The organism is Halomonas sp. DP5N14-9 (assembly GCF_019802175.1).
Taxonomy (GTDB): Bacteria; Pseudomonadota; Gammaproteobacteria; order Pseudomonadales; family Halomonadaceae; genus Halomonas; species Halomonas litopenaei.
In genome coordinates, this window is the sequence record NZ_JAHVHR010000024.1 from 345095 (window position 1) to 365011 (window position 19917).

At 64.6% G+C, this 19917-nt stretch carries 4 protein-coding genes; 2 read left to right on the forward strand and 2 right to left on the reverse strand.

Annotation, left to right across the window (positions count from 1 at the left end; all coding sequences use genetic code 11):
• Positions 1 to 97 precede the first annotated feature (97 nt).
• Positions 98 to 988, forward strand: coding sequence for a helix-turn-helix transcriptional regulator (locus tag KUW00_RS14535; RefSeq protein ID WP_222569392.1), 891 nt, complete (start codon positions 98 to 100; stop codon positions 986 to 988).
• 334 nt (positions 989 to 1322) lie between these two features.
• On the opposite strand, the gene KUW00_RS14540 is transcribed toward KUW00_RS14535, so the two are convergent.
• Together KUW00_RS14540 and KUW00_RS14545 are read right to left on the reverse strand one after the other, a co-directional pair.
• Entirely contained in the window at positions 1323 to 2639 is a 1317-nt protein-coding gene (locus tag KUW00_RS14540; RefSeq protein WP_108132754.1) for an HlyD family type I secretion periplasmic adaptor subunit, read from the reverse strand.
• Positions 2636 to 4408, reverse strand: a complete 1773-nt coding sequence (locus KUW00_RS14545; protein ID WP_108447747.1) for a type I secretion system permease/ATPase — start codon at positions 4406 to 4408, stop codon at positions 2636 to 2638. The genes KUW00_RS14540 and KUW00_RS14545 overlap by 4 nt, the downstream gene beginning before the upstream one ends.
• A 759-nt stretch (positions 4409 to 5167) precedes the next feature.
• Here KUW00_RS14545 and KUW00_RS14550 point away from each other — a divergent pair.
• Positions 5168 to 19885, forward strand: coding sequence for a carbohydrate-binding protein (locus KUW00_RS14550; RefSeq protein WP_222569393.1), 14718 nt, complete (start codon positions 5168 to 5170; stop codon positions 19883 to 19885).
• Positions 19886 to 19917: the final 32 nt, after the last annotated feature.

Genomic DNA, 19917 nt, shown 5'->3' on the forward strand with positions numbered 1-19917 from the left:
TGATGATCTACTGCGGCGCGCACCCCATGGCCGTAATATATGCAGCCATAGACCACTTCCTGCATAGTGGCCCTCTACACCTTTTGGAGGTAACCCGATGGTCGAACCCGTCCTGCCTCGCTACCTCACCACCGCAGAGGTGGCCGACTATCTGCGGTTGAAGCCACGCAAGGTCTACGATCTGGTCCGCCAGGGGCAGATTCCCTGCACCCGTGCCACCGGCAAACTGCTGTTTCCACGTCATGCCATCGACCTGTGGCTGATGAATCACCTGGAGGGGGATCAGTCTTCCGCGACCGAGCCGCTGGAGGTGATGGCCGGCAGTCAGGATCCGCTGCTGGACTGGGCGATGCGCGAGAGCGGCTGTGGCCTGGCGAGCCTTTGCCTGGGCAGCGGCGACGGTATCCAGCGGCTGATGGCGGGCAAGGCCATGGTGGTGGGTGCTCATCTGCTGGACGGGGCGGGGCGCTACAATGTGCCCTCGGAGCTTGGCCTCGGTGGCATGCGTGACCTGGTGGTGGTGCACTGGGCCAGACGTACCCAGGGGCTGATGCTGGCGCCGGGCAACCCGCTTGGCCTCGAAGGCCTGGGTGACCTGGCAAGGCCGGGGCTGCGTATCGGTCGGCGACCCGAGGGTGCCGGCGCCCATCGCTTGCTGGGTTGGCTGCTGGAGCGGCAGGGCATCGAGATGGAGCGGCTGGATATGCTGGAGCATCCGGCGACAAGCGAGGAAGACCTGGCGCTTGCCGTTGCCCAGGGCAGGGCGGACGTGGGGCTTGGTGTGGAGGCCGCAGCAAGGCGCCAGGGGCTTCATTTCCTGCCCCTGCACCAGGAGTCCTTCGACCTGCTATTGCGGCGACGCAGCTATTTCAGCGATGCCCTGCAGCGGCTGTTCGCCTTCGCCCGGGGTGAGCGTTTACGGGAGCAGGCGGAAAGCCTTGGCGGCTACGAAGTGTCGCGGATCGGGACGATTCGCTTCAACGCCTGATGCGAGGTCGGTGATCCTCGGTGTTCCGCCTTTCACGCGCGCAAGGGTGTCGCGGAGGGCCGGTGATCCTTGGTGTTCCGCCTTTCACGCGCGCAAGGGTGTCGCGGAGGGCCGGTGATCCTCGGTGTTCCGCCTTTCACGCGCGCAAGGGTGTCGCGGAGGGCCGGTGATCCTTGGTATTCCGCCCTTCACGCGCGCAAGGGTGTCGCGGAGGGCCGGTGATCCTTGGTATTCCGCCCTTCACGCGCGCAAGGGTGTCGCGGAGGGCCGGTGATCCTTGGTGTTCCGCCTTTCACGCGCGCAAGGGTGTCGCGTGAAAAGGCGGTCTCCCTTCTTACTCTTCCCGCATCGCTCGGGCCAGCATGTCCACGATCGGTTTCGCCACATAGCTGGCGAAGCTTCTTTCGCTGGTGCGGATCATCACCTCTGCCGGCATGCCGGCCATCAGCCGCATATTCTCGGTCATGTCCTTCTCGCCGAGTTCGGTGACCTGGATGCGTACCTTGTAGTAGCGCTGGCGCGTCGCCTCGTCCTCGAAACTGTTGGCACTGACGTGGACGACCTCACCGTCGATGACGTTGGACAGCCGCTGGTTGAAGGCGCTGAAGCGGATTTCCGCCGGTTGGCCAAGGTACAGATGGTCGACGTCGTGGTTGGCCACCTTGGCCTCGACGATAAAGCCGTCGCCCATGGGCACCAGGTCCATCAGTGGGTCGCCGCCGCGCACCACTGCGCCCAGGGTATGCACCTTGAGCCCGACCACGGTGCCCGCTACCGGGGCGGTGATCTGGGTGCGCTTCAAGGTATCGTTCAGCGCCACCAGGCGTTCTTCAGCGTCCGCCACCTCGGCTTGCACCTGGCGCAGCGCCTCGCCGACCTGCTGCTGGAACTCCTGCAGGCGAATCTGCTTGTTCAGGGTGTTCTCGCTGATCTGGGCCCTGAGCCTGGCCACCTCGGAGACGTGACGAGCGTTGTCGCTCTGGTACTCCAGGCTCTCGCGCTCCATCTCGCGCATGCGCTGGCTGCTGATCAAGCCATCACGAAACAGCTTGCGGTGGTTGGCGACATCGCCGTTGAGGGAGTCGATTCGCCGCTGGGTGATGACCTGGGTCTCCTCGAGGCCGGTGATCTGCTCCTCGAGCTGGAGGATCTGCTGGTCGAGCGCCGCCAGGGTGCCCTCCAGCGAGTCGCGGCGTACCTCGAACAGCCGTCGTTGAACCTCCAGCACCGCCTGTACCCGGGCGTTGTCCGAATCGATCAGGGCTTGGGGGAAGACCAGCGTTTCGGCGCCGGACTGTTCGGCCAGCAGGCGTACTTCGCTGGCGCGGGCGATCAGGTATTCGGTCTCGACGATACGACTCTGGGCCATCGCCTGGGTGTCATCCAGGGTGATCAGTGGTGCGCCGGCCTCGACCTGGCTGCCATCCTCGACGTGAATCTGCTCGACGATGCCACCCTCGAGATGCTGCACCGTCTTGGTGAAGCTCTCTACCGACACCGAGCCTGGAGCCACCACCGAGACCGCCAGGCTGGCCATCACCGACCAGCTACCGAAGCCGCCGAAGGCGACCAGCAGGATGATCAGGCCCATGCGCCGATAGCGAGTGTCCTGCAGCGGCAGGTCGTCCTGGGAAGGGGAGGGGCTGTTCATGATGAGGTCTCCTCACCGCCGCTGCGGCGGTTGACGGGGGAGCGCCCCCGGGCGCTGGGGTGCAGGGTGGTGACGCCGGGCGAGCGCCGTCCAGCGGTGGCCACGGCGGCCGCCGGCGTGTTGCGGCGGGGCGGCGTCAGCGAGGCGATCTGGCCGTCCTTGAGTACCAGGATACGATCGACGTTGCTCAGCAGGCGTTGGCGATGGGTGATCACCAGCGCGGTGGTGCCCTGCTGGCGCAGCTGGAGCAGGCACTCGGCCAGGGCGGCCTCACCGGCATCGTCCAGATTGGCGTCGGGTTCATCCAGCACAATCAGCGCGGGGTCGCCGTAGAGCGCTCGGGCCAGGCCGATACGCTGGCGCTGACCGGCGGACAGCGCGGTGCCGCCGTGATCCAGATAGGTGTCATAGCCTTCGGGCAGCTTCAGCACCAGTTCATGCACGCCGGCACGACGGGCGGCACGTACGACCTGCTCGGGGTCGACCTCCTGGAAGCGGGCGATGTTCTCGGCCACGCTGCCGTCGAACAGCTCGATGTCCTGGGGCAGATAGCCGAGGTAGGGGCCCAGCGCAGTGCGATCCCACTTGTTGATATCGGCGCCATCCAGGCGCACGCAGCCAAGCTGAGCCGGCCATAGCCCGAGCACCACCCGGGCAAGGCTAGACTTGCCCGAGGCGCTGGGGCCGACCACGGCCAGGTGTTCGCCCTTGGCAAGCTTGAGGTCGATGTTGGTCAGGGTCGGCAGGCGCACGCCGGGAGGCGCGGCGCTGACGCCTTCCAGGCTGAGCTGACCCCGGGGCCGGGGCAGCGGCATGGTCGGCGGATCGGCGGGCACCTCGTCGAGCAACGCCTCGAGTCGTCCCTTGGCCGTGCGTGCCCCGGAAAAGCCCTTCCAGCCGTTGATCATCTGGTCGATGGGGGCGAGGGCGCGGCCCATCAGGATCGAACCGGCGATCATCATGCCAGGGGTCAGCTCGCCCCTGAGCACCAGAAAGGCACCGATGCCCAGGATCAGCGACTGGAACATCAGCCGCAGCACCTTGGAGGTATTGGTCAGCAGGCCCGAACGATCGCTGGCCTGGGATTGCAGCACCAGGTATTCACGATGGCGCGCCGCCCAGCGGCCCTGGATCCCGGGCAGCATGCCCATGGCGTGCAGCACCTCGGCGTTGCGCAGGTTGCTGTTGGCCAGGTCCTGGGACTGCACGTGGCGACCGTTGGCCTCGGTCAGCAGTTGCTTGGTCATACGCTCGTTGATGACCGCGATGGTGGCCAGGATCACGCCGGCGCCCAGGGCAAACAGCCCAAACCACGGATGAAAGAGTGCCAGCACCCCGATGTAGACCGGTACCCAGGGCGCATCGAAGAAGGCAAACAGGCCGTTGCCGGAGAGGAACTGACGCAGGCTGGTCAGGTCGTTGAGCGGTTGGGCGGAGGGCTTGCCGGGACTCGACAGGGTGCGCTTGAACATGGCGCTGTAGAGCCGGGGACTGATCAGCGCATCGAGGCGATTGCCGACCCGGACCAGGATGCGTGAGCGCATCAGCTCGAGCCCACCCATCACCAGAAACAGGAACACCACCACCAGCGTCAGCATCCACAGGGTTTCCTGGCTGCGGGTGGTCAGCACCCGGTCATACACCTGCAGCATATAGAGTGGCGGCACCAGCATCAGCAGGTTGATGAACAGGCTGAACAGGGCCACATAGCCAAAGCTGCGCCGGCAGAAGGCCAGCACCTTGCGCAGATCGTTGTGTTCCGCAGACATCTTCCCTCTCCCCCTGGACGTTACGTCATTTTTCTTGTTTGGCGAACATTGCGCCGTTTTTTTGAAAATCGGTTGGGCCATTTGCCCATAGGTGGTGAATGTCGTTGGTCAACGCGGACGTCGAATGACTAAAGATGTTATGCGGATTTTTCTACCTTGCAACTACTTTACAGGGGCTTTTGCCTAGTTATTCTTTGGATTTTATTCCCCAGTTATCTGCGGGCTGTATCTCTGATTTATTAATAGTGGAAATCTGAATATATATCCGATGTTGGCATAATAAAAGTCTCATGTTGGGGTGTTGTTACGCTGGACTTCAAGGTGTCTTGTTTTTGGTTTTGGGGTGGTGAGTATACTGCATTCAGAGAGGTTAAGAATTTAATAAAACGTTGAAAAACAATAAGATAGCGCACCGTTGATGACGGTTTCTCTACCGTTTATTTCGCATGGTTAGCGCTGTCAAAAAAATCTTGATGTACCTCCGTCGGGTTATAGAATCAGAGAGAGTCATCTCTTTCTGGCTGCCGGTTCGTTTGTTGCCTCAGCGGAAGTTGGGAATTCGTCTGGGCGGACTGTAAAGCGGCGAGAGAGATCTTCGAAGAAAGTTGATGGGTTCTTGTTGGCAGTTGGTGGCAATCACTATCCAAAATAATCGTCAGGGGGCAGGCCATGTTTTCCATGTCATTTGTGAGCCGTGGGCAAAAGTCATTTCAAAAGCGTCTGGCAGATAAGGCGGAATTTCGGACAAAAGATTTCGAGATGCATGATCTGGTGGTCGCACCGCATCCTGGCCAATGGCGGGACGCGGTCGAAGCCGTGCGGATGACCTGGAAGGATGCCTCCGGCGCACAAAGCGTCTTCGAGCGTTTCGAACGGCCCTTCGTGTTTGACCATCTGCCTACGCCGCAACCGGGCAAGCTGGCCATGGTGATCGATGCCCTCGATGGGCAAGGGCAGGCACTGGGCGGACTTCGTGCTGCCTTCGATGTGCTCATCGAGGACGCCGAGGCTGCCAGTGACGATGAAGTCGCAGACCCGAGTGGCCAGGTGGAAGCGGGGCAGGACGGTGAAGGTCTGGAAGCATCGGAACAAGCGTCTGGTGATCAGGGTATCCCGGCAGATGCAGCGCCGGCGTCGGCACCAGGCGCGCCTGGTGCGTCCGATAGCGCAGCGCCTTTGGCAACCCCAGCAGCGCTTTCTACCACCCCAGCCGCGGCGCTCTCTACCACCCCAGCCGCAGCGCTTTCAGCCACCCCCTCAATAGTAGCCGCGGCCGCGCCGATCGGCTTTTCGCTGCGTATCCAGGCCGAGGACGATGACGCCAGCGACGGCGCCTCGGCCAGTATTTCCGGCGATACCGGAATCGCAGTGGTCAGTGATCCGGCCAACCCTGACGCCGCCGATGCCGAGGGCAACGCCTACGTGGATTACGGCAACGGCGTGGCCGGTGGCGAGAGCCTGACCTTTACCTTCGAGGCGCCGGAGGCCGGTGAATACGATCTGGTGCTGCGCTACGCCATGGGCGACGGCAACCGTCCCCTGCGCCTGGACGTCAACGGCGAGCTGTTCGACCGTATGTTCGACCTGCCCGCCACCGGCGATGATTTCACCAACTTCGAGCTGACCCAGCCGGTACGGGTGACCCTGGCCCAGGGCACCAACACCATTACGCTGGCCTCCAACGGGGCCAGCGGGCCTAACATCGACTATCTGGAAATCACCGCCCCGGACCCCGATCGCTACGTGGTGCAAGGCGAGGACATGCTGCTGTCGCCCGACGAGGACGTGGACGACACTGGTACCAACCGGGTGGCGACGCTCGACAGCATCGCTGACTTCACCAACAACAACGAGACCTTCCGCGTCGGCGCCGAAGGTGCCGGCTACCTGGATTGGGCGTTTGGTAATGCCAATGCCAGCGCTGACTTTACCCTGGACGTGGCCACCGCCGGCACCTACACCGTAAGCGTCACCTACGCGACCTCCGACCCCCGTCCGCTGGACCTGATACTGGTGGACGGCGCGACCACCACCACCCTGGGCACCTTTGCCTTCGCGACAACCACGGCGCCGGACTACTACCCCGACGATGTCGAGTCCGATCTCGACGCTGCCAACCGGCCCAATCAGAGCAGCCAGTGGGAAGGCTGGACCGTCGAGACCCTGGAGGTCGACCTGGCTGCCGGTTCCAATACCCTGCGTCTGGGCGGCGGCTATACCAATGGCCCCAATATCGACAAGATCGAGCTGGCCCTGGTCAGCGCTGCGGCAACCAATCCAGTGATCGACCCGCTGGTGGTGCAGGCCGAGGACGCCGAGCTCGGCGCCGACAACGGTGCCGCCACCCTGGTGCGCGACGCCGAGAACCCCGAGAACGGCGGCTTTGTCGGGCTGCGCCCGGACTACTCCGGCACCGGCTATGTGGACTTCGGCAGCGCACCCGGCGACAGCCTGACGTTTACCGTCAACGTGGCCGAGGCGGGTGACTACGACCTGAACTTCCGCTACGCCAGCAACGGGGCGCGCCCGCTGGATCTGTCGATCAACGGGGGAGACGCCTCGACCCAGGCCTTTGCCAGCACCGATCCCAATGCCAGCAATGTCGATCCCGAGGGCTTCGATGTCTGGGGTTATCAGACCCTGACGGCGAGTCTGCAGGCCGGCGACAACACCATCACCCTGGCGATCCCGGCTGGCCGCAACAATGGACCCAACGTCGATCGTCTCGAGGTCACCACGGCGGGTACCGGTCCGGTCGGCGATGTCGAGGGCGACGAAGGTGACGACCTGTCGTTCAGCTCCGCTTCCGCCCTGATCAATGCCGACGCCGCTGCCTCGGCGGGTTTCAACGTAACGGGGCTGGATGATGACATCGTCTTCGTCGGCGTCAGCTTCGATGGCGGCGTCAACGTCGAGGAGGTCACCCCGGACGCCAACGGTGACTTCAGCCTCGACCTGTCCGGCCAGGCCGATGGGCCGCTGGCGGCCAGCCTGATCGCGATGGATGCCTTCGGCAACCGTGCGACTCGCGAGCTTTCGTTGACGCTGGATACCACCGCCGACGAGGGTGCTGACCTGGCGCTCAGCGGCCCTGTCGATCCGGTAACCGCGGATGACAGCGACGCTGTCACCTTCAACCTGGCGGGGCTGGACACCGACGCCGACGTCGTCGAGGTAAGCTTCGACGGCGGCACCACCCGCACCCCGGTCGGGGTCGATGGCGGCAGCTTCCAGCTGGACCTGTCCGGCCAGGACGCCGGCACCCTGGACGTCACCCTCTACGTCACCGACGCCGCCGGCAACGAAGCCAGCACCAGCACCCAGGTCACCCTGGAAGCCGACGATGCCCCGCTGACGGTGGACTTCTCGGTGGGGACGATCTCGTCCTACGGCGGCAACCAGGACAACCCGTCCCAGGGCACCGGTGCGGCGGTGGAAGACGCCGGCGCGACGCTCGCCCTGACCGACAACGTGTGGAAGCGGGTGGCCCTGGGCGAAAGCTACCAGATCACCACCGACACTCGCCTGACGCTCGAACTCAGCGCCTCTGACACCCCGGTGTCGGAGATCATCGCGATCGGCTTTGACCTCGACGATAACCCCTTCAACGGTGGCAACAGCGCCTACCAGCTGGCCGGCACCCAGAGCCAGGGTGGTTTTGTCGACCTGCGTGGCCAGGGCGTCGATGACGACGGTGATGGCGTCGTCAGCTTTACCATCGATCTGTCGGCCCACGCTGGCACCACCATCGATTCGCTGGTGTTCGTCAACGACGACGACCTGGGCGCCAAGGGCAGCGCGCGCTTCTCCAACGTGACCCTGAGCGAGGCCACCACCGGCGACGTCAATCAGGCGCCGCAGGTGGTCGGTGGTGGCGTCGCCGACCTTGCCCTCGATGAAGGTTCCACCCTCGAGGTCGACCTGGCCTTCGAAGACCCGGACGGCGACGATCTGAGCTACCGTTTCGAGGTGGCCGACGCCGATGGTGCGCCTGTCGACGCCGCTGGCCTTGCCATCGACGGCAGCGTGCTGAGCGGCAGCCTGGATGGGCTGGAGCCCGGTGATTATACCGTTACCTTGTTTGCCGATGACGGTCAGATCGAGACCTCCGACAGCTTTGTGCTGACCATCGACAACGTCAACGACGCTCCGGTAGCGGAACCGGCGGCGCTGGAGCCGTTCTTCGGTGAAGTCGGCGAGGCCTTCGGTCAGGTGGCGATCGCCGACTTCGCGCCGCTGTTCTCCGCCCCCGACGGTGACGACCTGACCCTGACGGTCGAAGACTTGCCGGCAGGACTCGAGGTGGTCAATGGCGTGATCCAGGGCACGCCCTCCCAGGGCGGCAACTTCAGCGTGACCCTGCGCGCCACCGATCCCGGCGGTCTGTCGGCGACCCAGGTGCTGGAGTTCCAGATCGAGGGCACCGATATCGGTGACGTCGTGACCATCGAGGCCGAGGCCTTTACCGACCTGGACGCCGACAACGTCATCGCCACCGGTAACGCCAGTGCCTCGGGCAATGAGCTGATCCGGGTGACCAGCAACGCGCCCGCCACCGTGGGAACCGAGCTTGCCGCCGCAGGCGTCGAGCCGGGCTGGTATCGCGTTACCCTGTACGTCTTCGACGAGACCGACGGTGAGGGTGAACTGACCCTGTCCATCGACGGCAATGCCCTCGAGGCGCGCAATCTGTCGAGCGACAGCCTGACCTCCGACGTCGTATTGAGCGACGACTTCGGCACCCTGGTGGGTAGTGGTGGCCGGGGCAACGCCGGTCAGAGCGGCAACCGCAAGGAGATCGTGTTCGAGACACCGGTGGAGATTACCGCCGATTCGCTGCTGTCGCTGGAGCTTAGAGGCGAGGGCGGCGAGCTGATGCGCATCGACTCGCTGGACCTCCTGCGCATCGAGGAGCCGGTCAACAACGCCCCGACGATTGACGGACTCGACGACAGCGTCAGTGTCGATGAAAACACCAGTGCCGTGGCGACCCTGACACTGGACGACCTGGACGGTGACGCCCTGACGGTGACCCTCGAGGGAGCCGATGCCGCGCTGTTCAGCTTCGACGCCAATACCGGCGTATTGAGCTTCGTCAATGCCCCGGACGCCGAGCTCGCCGCCGACGCCAACGAAGACGGCGTCTATGAGCTGACGGTCATCGTCAGCGACGGCGAAGACAGCGTGTCCCAGGCGACCCTGGTCACGGTCAACGATGTCAACGAGAGTCTCTCGATCGGTGCAACCGCACTTGCCATCGACGAGAACCTGACCGAGATCGGGTCCATCTCGGTGCTCGATGAGGACGGTCAGCCGGCCACCCTGACGGCGCCGGTGTTCGCCATCACCGGTGGTGTCGACGCGCCGCTGTTCACCATCGACCCTGATACCGGAGCGCTGGCCTTCACCTCGGCGCGTGACTTCGAGCTGGCGGCGGACGCCAACGAAGACAACGTCTACGAGGTCGAGGTCAGCGTCAGCGACGGCGATCTTTCCACCACCGAGCTGGTGTCGGTCACCGTCAACGACGTCGACGAGGCGCCTTTCTCGCCCTTGAGCCTGCAGGCCGAGGACGGTGTGGTCGAGAGCTTCGATACCGACCCCAACAACACCGACACCCAGGTCCGCGACCCGGACAACCCCGAGGCGAACCAGCCCACCGGACTGCGTCCGGGCTTCAGTGGCACTGGCTATCTGGACTTCGGTGACACCCCGGGAGACAACGTCAGCTGGCAGATCGACGTGGCCCAGGCCGGCCAGTACGACATCAGCGTGCGCTACGCCACCAATACCGATCGTCCACTGGATCTGGTGATCAACGGCGGTGATCCGCTCGCCCTGGCCATGGTCAGCACCGATCCGGACGGCACCGGCCCCGAGGAAGGCTTCGACCACTGGCAGTTCGAAACCGTCACCGTGACCCTGGAGGCGGGCAGCAACACCATCGCCCTGGCGATCCCGGCGGGTGCCAATACCGGTCCCAACATCGATCGCATCGAGGTGACCGAGGGCGGCAGCGGCCCGATTGCGGAGGACGTCAGCGCCGACGAGGACAGCGATCTCGCCATCGTCGCCGACGACGATACCCTCGACGCCAGCCAGCTGGCGGCGGCGGTGTTCAATGTCTCGGGCGTCGATGACGACGTCACCACCGTCGAGGTGTCCTTCGACGGTGGCGCGACCCGCACCGAGGTGACGCCGGATGCCTCGGGCAACATTACCCTGGACCTGAGCGGCCAGCTCGACGACCAGAGCGGTGATCTCACCGTCTCGCTGTTTGTCACCGACGCCGCCGGCAACGAGGCCAGCGCCACCGAAGTGGTCAGCTTCGAGGACGACGACGTGGTGGTGGCGCCGATCACCCTGCAGGGAGAGGACGCCGACATCGTCGACGTGGGCGGTACCGCCCAGGGCGAGGTCACCCGGCCGGTGGATGCGGACAATCCCGACGATTTCGGCAATCATCGTCCCGGCGCGGTGGGTGACGCCTACCTGGACTTCGGCTCCAACCCCGGCGACCAGATCACCTTCAACGTCAATGCGGTGGAGGCCGGCAGCTACACCGCCACCGTGCGTTACGCCAACGGAGGTGATGCCCCGCGGCCGCTGGATCTGACCGTCAACGGCGATGATCAGGGCCAGCTCGGCTTCCCCAACGCCACCGGCGCGGACGCCTGGAACGAGTGGCAGACCCTGGAAGTCGAGGTAGAGCTGGTCGAGGGCGCCAACACCTTCACCCTGACCATGCCCGCGGGCGCCACCGGCGGTCCCAACATCGACCAGGTGGTGTTCGACTTCAACGAGGCCGACGTCGGCACCCCGGCGTTCAACTTCGCCATCGAGGGTGAGGCGCTGACCATCGTCGACGCCGACGGCGACACCCAGGTGCGCGACGCCGACAATCCGGAAACCAACACCGCAGCCGGCCCCGACGGTCTATGGAATGGCTTCTCCGGTAGCGGTTACCTGGACATGGGCGCCGACGCCGGTGACGCCGCCGAGTTTCAGGTGAGCGTCGATGAGGCCGGCACCTACACCCTGGAGGTGCGTTATACCAACGCCGGCACCAACGGCGCCGACCGTCCCATGGATATCCTGGTCGACGGCCAGAGCCAGGGCAGCCTGGCCTTTGCCTCCACCGGAACCGACGCGGCCGGCTGGGAGAACTGGACCACCACCACCATCGAGGTGGAGCTTGAGGCCGGCGACAACACCATTCGTCTGGCCAATATCGGCAACGCTGGCCCCAACATCGACAGCCTGACGGTGAGTCGTGACGGGGTGGCACCGGATCGTCCGGTGGAGCCGGGCGATCGCTTCTCGGTCAAGATCAACTTCCAGCCCGAGGGCACCGCGGTGCCGGATGGCTACATCGCCGACAACGGCAAGGCCTTTGGCACCCAGTCGGTCACCGTCGACGGCCAGACCTACCAGTACGGCTGGGTCACCGAGGAGTCGATCTACGATGGCGATCCCGGCACCGAGCCACTGGACATCAGTTCGCTGACCAGCGTTGCGGTCAATGATCGCACCGATGACATCGCCGGCCTCGACCCGCGTCAGGGAACCTACGCCCACTTCGACCAGCCGGGACCCAACTATGTGCGGGCCGGCTGGGAGATCGAGCTGGAAGACGGCTTCTACGAGGTCACCATCTCCATCGGTGATACCAGTGGGCCCTACGACAGCAACAACGTGCTCAATGCCGAGGGCGAGCTGTTCAACGACCCCTTCACCCCGTTCCGCCCGGATGACTTCCCGGCCGACACCAACCCGTCCAACGACACCGACGGCGTGCGCTCTGACCTGGTCACCCGCATCGTCCAGGTCACCGACGGTCGTCTGACCCTGGATTCGATGGGGCTCAACAACGAGAACACCGAGATCCAGTACATCGAGATTCAGGCCCTGCCGGACCTGACCCCTGGGGACGATCGCGACGCCGCCGAAGACTACGCCTTCTTCACCGACGCCCGGGCGATCGCCGGGGTCGGCCAGAACGAGGTTGAGGTGGATCTCGATCCGGATGACGGTGCCATTCCCACCGGGGTCGATCCGACCTCCGACATCTTTGTCGGCATCTCGGTGGTGGACGGACGTGGTGGAGCCCTGCTCGAAAGCCTGGGCGACGGCTCGATTCGGTTGTTCGAGACCGTTACCGGTCAGGAAGTCAGCTTCAACGCCAACACCACCGGCGGCTTCGATTCGCTGACCATCTCGCCGAGCCAGACCCTCAAGCCGTTCACCAGCTACACCCTGGTGATCGACGGCTTCCAGGACCGTGGCCCCAACGACGATGCGAGCGCGCCGACCCGCGAGTTCCAGAAGTACACCAACACCTTCGTCACCGGCGCCGAGCCGGAGGTGGTCGCGCGCGACGTGGCCTTCAACGACGTGGTGGAACTCAACGGCGCCGCCGACGGAGCCTTCGGCTTCACCTCGCTGGAGATGAGCCCGGATGGCGCCTACATGTACATCGCCACCATCAGCGGTGAACTGTTGCGCTACGACGTCGACCCGATCGACGGTTCGCTGTCCAATCGCCAGGATCTGAGTCTGCCCAACGACTATTTCGACCAGCCGGGACAGAGTCAGCAGCGCGGCATCATCGGTCTGGTGGTGGACCCCACCGATCCCAATGTGCTGTGGATCACCGACAACTATCCGATCCCGCTGACCGGACGTGACAACGGTGTGCCGGACTTCAGCGGACGGATCACCAAGATCACCCTGGATGATGGACCCGGCTTCTCCGGTACCGCCGAGGCCTATATCACCGGCTTGCCGCGCTCCAACGGCGACCACGTGACCAACAGCCTCGAGTTCCGCGAGAACCCGGACTACGACCCGGACACCAACCCGGACGTGCCGAGCCATCTGCTGTATCTGATCCAGGGCTCGAACACCGCCATGGGCGAGCCGGACAGCGCCTGGGGCAACCGTCCCGAGCGTCTTCTGAACGCCGCAGTGCTGGAGATCGATCCGACCCGTGACGTGTCCAATGGGCCCTTCGACGTCAGCACCGAACCGCTGCCCGACGATGGCCTGAATCGGCGCTTCGATGACCCCGACGGTCATCCCAAGGATGATCCCATCCCCATGGGCAACGGCGAGTTCCTGGTGTTCGACGATCGCGGCGTAGCCGCGGTCCAGGACGCCAGCGGCAACGTGCTGGAGACCTACTACGATCCCTACGCCCCCGACGCGGTGTTGACGATCTTCGCCACCGGGGCGCGTAACGCCTACGACCTGGTGTGGCACTCCAACGGCTTCCTCTACGTGCCGACCAACGGCTCGGCGGCCGGTGGCAACGTGCCGGATGATCCCTCCACGCCGGAGAACGAGCGCTACACCAATGTCGAGAAGCAGGATGACTACCTGTTCCGTATCGAAGAGGGCGGCTACTACGGCCACCCGAACCCGCTGCGTGACGAGTACATCCTCAATGGCGGCAATCCCACCGGTGCCAACGACCCCAACCAGGTCGACAAGTACCCGACGGGCACCATTCCCGAGGGCACCTACGACATCGCCGGGGTCTATTCGCTGGGCGAGAACCGCTCACCCAACGGCGCGGTGGAATACACCAGCGGTGTGTTCGGCGGCAACCTCCAGGGCAACGTGCTGTTCACCGAGTACTCCGGCGGTGACGACGTGCGCTCCATTACCCTGGACGCCAACGGCAACGTCATCGGTGACGATGTGCTGCGTGATCCCGACGGCAACGTCATCACCTACGTCGACCCGCTGGACATCATCGAGAACCCGGCTACCGGCCAGCTCTACCTGCTGACCCTCAACCGCGGCAACGGCCAGAGCCAGATCATTCGCCTCGACCCGGCCCCGGGTGGCACCACCGGTCCCGTCGATCCGGATCCCGATCCCGTCGATGATCTGGTCATGGTGCTGGCCATCCAGGCCGAGGACATGACCCCGGATGACGGCACCTCGGTGGTCGTGGCCTCCGGTGCTGGCGCCGAGATCGAGATCCGCGACATCAACAATCCCGAGCCGAACCAGGCAGATCTGCCCAACGGCCTGCGCCCCGGCGCCTTCGGGGTCGATGGCAATGACGTCGACGATGACGGTGTGCCCGGCGGTTACGCCGACTTCGGTAGCACCAATGAGGACTTCATCACCTTCAGCTTCGAGCTGGACCCCGATCAGGCCGGCGACTCGGTGCTCAGGGTGCGCTACGCCAACGGCGGCAATGCCGATCGTCCTCTGGAGGTGTTCGTCAACAACGTCTCGGTGGGCGTCGTATCCTTCCCGCCGCCCCAGGACCCGGCGCTTGATGACGCAGACTCGCGCTGGGCCGAGTGGCTGACGGTGGATATCGATGCCGATCTGGCTGCCGGTCTCAACACGGTGCGCTTCCAGGCCACCGACAACACCGGGCCCAACATCGACCAGTTGGCGATCCTCCAGGAAGAGGATGCAACGCCCGGCTTCACCCTCTACGAGGCCGAGGACGCCGTGCTCGGTGGGGCGGTTGTAGTCCCCGAGAGCCAGGACGACCGCAACGCTTCCGGTGATGGCTTCGTTGACTTTGCCGGTGCCGGGGACCAGACCATCACCTGGACGGTGAACGTGGACGAGGCGGGCAGCTACGAGATCGGCTTCCGCTACGCGCTGGCCGCGAGCAAGGCCGACCGTCCGCTGGGCCTGACCATCAACGGCAATGACCTGGGCCAGCTCAATTTCGTCGGCCAGAGCAACGACGACGAGACCGACTGGTTCTTCCAGGACGTGCTGGTCAACCTGGAAGCCGGCAGCAACACCATCGTGCTGACCGCGCCGAATGCAGTGGGCCCCAATATCGACCTGCTGCGGGTGCCGGACGACAGTGGTGACATCTTCATCCCGGTCTACGCCGATGTCTCCGATGGTGGCCGCATCGAGCTCGAGGATGGCAACAGTGCGCGTACCGTCAATGAGCTGACCGCCGACTTCTACTTCACGGTGGACAGCGACGGTCTCTATCGTCTGGACCTGGCGGCCAACGCCGGTGCCGATGACGGTGGCTCGCTGGCGCTGACCCTCAATGGGCAGGCCATCGATAGCCTGGCCTATCCCGGGGTGGGTGACGCCGGCGAGCAGGGCGTCTACGTCGAGCTTCAGGCCGGCGTCGAGTACAACCTGCGCGCGGTATCCAGCGCCGATGGTGCCGATGACCTCGACTACCTCGACGTGTCGCCGCTGACCGGTAACGACAACGCCGATATCGAGGTGCAGAGCGGCGATGCTGCCTACTTCGCCAACCGCCTGCACTTCAGCTACCTGGAGAACAACAGCGCCTCGAACGACGATCGCGAGTTCAAGGACAGCGCCACGGTGACGATCTCCAATAGCGGCAGCGAGCCGCTGGAGATTCTCGAGTCCGATATCGACGGGCCCTTCGTGCTGGCCGATCCGGGCGCGTTCGACGGCCTGACCCTCGCTGCCGGTGAGTCGCTCACGGTCACGGTGCTGTTCGACCGGGACGCCTATACGGCGCCGACCACCGACGCCGGGGATGGCGTCTTCGAGGGTCGCATTCGACTGGTGACCAATGACCAGGACTCGCCGGTGGCCGAGATCCACATGGCCGGCTTCTGGCAGGCTCGTGACGAGGGTGGCTGGGAACCCAACGTCAACGAGGTCTGGGAGGTGTTCGGCTTCGGCAACCAGATCGATGGTCTGGCGACCACCGGTGGCGGCCAGAACTCGGTGCTCAACGACTTCGACCTGTATCGGCCGGTCAACGACGACGAGGTGCTGTCGCGCTACTGGTCGCTGGCCGACGGCGTAAGCGAGGCCAAGATCACCCAGATCGCCGCCTACCACGGTGGTGGCGGGGCGACGCTGGGTATCCATGCGCCGGGCAACAAGAACCAGGACATCATCTTTACCAACCACCAGGGAGACAACAACCAGACGCTGTTGCCGCTGGTCAACAACGGTGACTTTGCCACCGCGACGTTCAGCCGGGATACCATCCCCGATGGCTGGGCCGGCGAAGAGGTCTTCGGCATCGAGATGGCCGGCCTTTCCACCGATCCGTCGCTCAACCCCCAGGGTGGAGGCACGCCGCCGGCGGACGCCGACGGCATCGAGCGGGGCTACACGGTGCGCATGTTCCGGGCGCTGGACGCCGACGGCAACGTGATCCCCAATACCTACCTGGGGATCATGGACTACACCGGCATCAACTATGACTACAACGACAACATGTTCGTGATCGAAGGGGTCAAGCCGGTGTCCGGTGGCTCGCTGACCGTGACCAACAACGACGGCGTGCCTTCCGACGAGCGCCTGGTGATGTCGCGCATCGAGAACCCGGTCAATGATGCCCAGGAGGTCCACGACGAGGTCACCATCACCCTGTCCAACGACGGCTTCGATGCCCTGACCATCGACGACGTCGAGGTCAGCGATACCTCGCTGTTCGAGCTGACCGAGGCGTTCAGTGCGGTGACTCTGGCGCCGGGCGAGTCGGTGGAGGTGACGGTACGCTTTATCGCCGATGACCCCAACGACGGTTCGCTCTACGAGGCCAGCCTGATCATCAGCTCAAGCGACGCCGACGAGGCCGAGAAGGTGATCGAACTGGCCGGCATCAGCCAGAACCAGTCCGAGAGCGGCCAGGAGCCGACGGTGCAGGAGATCGTCAACGCCTTCGGCTACTCCACCGACGTGGCCCAGGGACAGATGAACCAGGGCGGCCTGGTGGAGGCCAACGGCGACGAGGTCCTGGCGCCGTACTTCCAGCGCGCCGACGGGGCCTCGCCGATCACCATCACCCAGCTGGCGGCCTACCATGGCCAGGGTGACATCGCCCGGCTGTTCATCCACGACGTCGACAGCCGCGACATCGACGAGATCATCGCCCATGACGAGGCCGACGGTCAGACCCTGTTGCCGCGTACCCTGAACGATGGCGACAACCTGGCGGTGGCGACCCTGGATCGTGACGATCCCTTCGGCTTCTATGCCGAGATCTCCGATCGTCCGGGATACATCTCCTGGTCCGATCCCGATGCCAACCTCTACGAGGACACCATCGATGCCATCGGTATCCCGGGGGCCAATCTCAACTGGGACGAGAACGACGGTCACCTGATCCGGGTGTACGTGGCCAAGGACGCCGACGGCAACGTGATCCCGAACACCTATATCGTCATCCAGGACTACGCGGGGGTGAACTACGACTACAACGACAATATCTTCCTTGTCGAGAACGTCACCAGCTATGATCCGACCGGCGCCGAGGACGCCGACGGCAACGGCCGCGTGGACCTCTACGACGACGATGATGGCGACGGTACGCCGAACTTCCTCGACGATCCGACGCCGGTGGAGCAGACCGCCTTCAACGACGACCAGAGCGCCTGGGCCGTCGGAGCGGACGGCCTGACCCTGGAGGCGAGGTTCTTCGACAACGGGGGTCAGGGAGTGGCCTACAACGACACCACCGACGCGCACCAGGGCGATGGCTTCCGCTCCGACGAGGCGGTGGACATCTCCAACGGTAGCCTGGCCATCGGCTATGTGGCCGACGGCGAGTGGCTGGAGTACACCCTGAACGTGGAGACGGCGGGTACCTATACGCTGAACTTCTCCACCTCGGCGGTCTCCGCTGGCAAGTCGATCACCGCGGCCTTCGAGCAGGATGGCAGCTTCTACACCGATGCCCAGACGCAGGCGTTGCCCAACACCGGCAGCTTCACCAGCTTCACCGAGGTGGGTCCCCTGACCTTCGATCTGGAAGAGGGTGAGCAGGTGCTCAGGCTGACGTTCAACGGTGGCCAGCTCGATCTGGCATCGTTCAGCCTGGATCTGGTGGAGCCGGTGGACGACGGTCAGGACCCGTTCAACGACACCCAGACCCCGTGGCTGGTGGACGCCGACGGTCTGACCCTGGAGGCGCGGTTGTTCGATAGCGGCGGTCAGGGGGTGTCGTACAACGACTCCACCGCGGCGCATCAGGGCAATGGCTTCCGCTCGGACGAGGCGGTGGACATCTCCACGCCGTCACTGGCCATCGGCTACATCACCGAAGGCGAGTGGGTCGAGTACACCATCAACGTGGCCGAGGACGGGCTCTATGATCTTGGTTTCCTGACCTCGATGGACACCAATTTCCCCGGGCCGCGCACCATCACCGCAAGCTTTGCCAAGGGCGGCGACAGCCCCTACGTGAGCGCCTCGCCGGTGGCGGTGAACGACACCGGTAGCTGGAGCAACTTCGTGCCGACCGAGACCACCCAGGTGGCGCTGGAGGCGGGCGAACAGGTGGTACGCCTGACCTTCAATGGCGGCTCCATGGATCTGGCGAGCTTTACCCTGGCGCCGGTGGGAGCGGTGGACGATGGCCAGCAGGCGTTCACCGACGATGGCCAGCCCTGGCAGGTGGGCAGCGAGTTCAGCCTCGATGCGGTGAACTATGACGAGGGCGGACAGGACGTCGCCTACAACGACACCAGCGAGGCGCAGCTCGGCAGCAACGTGCGCGGCGAGGGGGTGGATCTGTCCAACGGCGGTAGCGCCATCGGCTGGATCGAGGATGGCGAGTGGGTGGAGTACACCCTGAACATCGAGCAGGCGGGGACCTATGACATGGCCTTCCTGGCCTCGCTGGGTACCACCGGCGGTGGTCAGCGCTCGATTACCGCCAGCTTCACCAAGGACGACAGCACGCCCTACGCCACCGCCACGCCGGTGGGGGTCGAGCCCACCGGTGGCTGGACCAACTTCGTCGAGACCGAGAGCACCCAGGTGACGCTGGAGGCCGGCGAGCAGGTGCTGCGCCTGACCTTCAACGGCGGGTCCATGGACCTTGAGGGCTTCTCGTTGTCACGGGATGGCCAGCAGGCGTTCAACGCCGGTGGTACCCCCTGGCTGGTGGACGCCGACGATGGCCTTGCGCTTGATGCGGTGCAGTTCGACGAGGGCGAGCAGGGCGAGGCCTTCAACGAGCTGAGTGCGGCGCAGTTCGGCAGCGACTTCCGCGATACCCCGGTGGATATCGTCGGCCAGGGTGAGGCCGTGGGCTGGATCGAGGATGGTGAGTGGCTCGAGTACACCATCAACGTCGAGCAGGCCGGTAGCCATACCCTGTCCTTCGTCACTTCTGGCCCCAATGGCGGACGCAGTATCACCGCCTCGGTGGAGCAGAACGGCAGTGTCTACGAGCAGGGCAGCGTCGACACGCCGGTGACCAGCGACTGGGGCGTGTTCGTCGACACGGCGTCGATGACCCTGGATCTGGAGGCAGGCGTGCAGGTGCTGCGACTGACCTTCAACGGCGGTTCCCAGGACATCGCGTCCTTCGAGCTGACCCGTGATCCGGACGTGGCGGCGGCCAACGCGGCCAGCGCCAGTCTGCTGCTGGCGGACGATCCGCTCGCCAGCCAGGCCGACGATGGTATCGACAGTCAGCCGATGAGCGACGATGTCGGGGTCCAGGGCGTTCAGCAGGACGACGCCGGCTTCTGAGGCTGAGGCTTGGAGAACAAGCCAAGGCGGAA

Excerpts from the sequence above, each read along its gene's own strand:
- KUW00_RS14535 (WP_222569392.1), top strand. The coding sequence starts at position 98 with ATGGTCGAACCCGTCCTGCCTCGCTACCTCACCACCGCAGAGGTGGCC.
- KUW00_RS14540 (WP_108132754.1), bottom strand. The coding sequence starts at position 2,639 with ATGAACAGCCCCTCCCCTTCCCAGGACGACCTGCCGCTGCAGGACACT.
- KUW00_RS14545 (WP_108447747.1), bottom strand. The coding sequence starts at position 4,408 with ATGTCTGCGGAACACAACGATCTGCGCAAGGTGCTGGCCTTCTGCCGG.
- KUW00_RS14550 (WP_222569393.1), top strand. The coding sequence starts at position 5,168 with ATGCATGATCTGGTGGTCGCACCGCATCCTGGCCAATGGCGGGACGCG.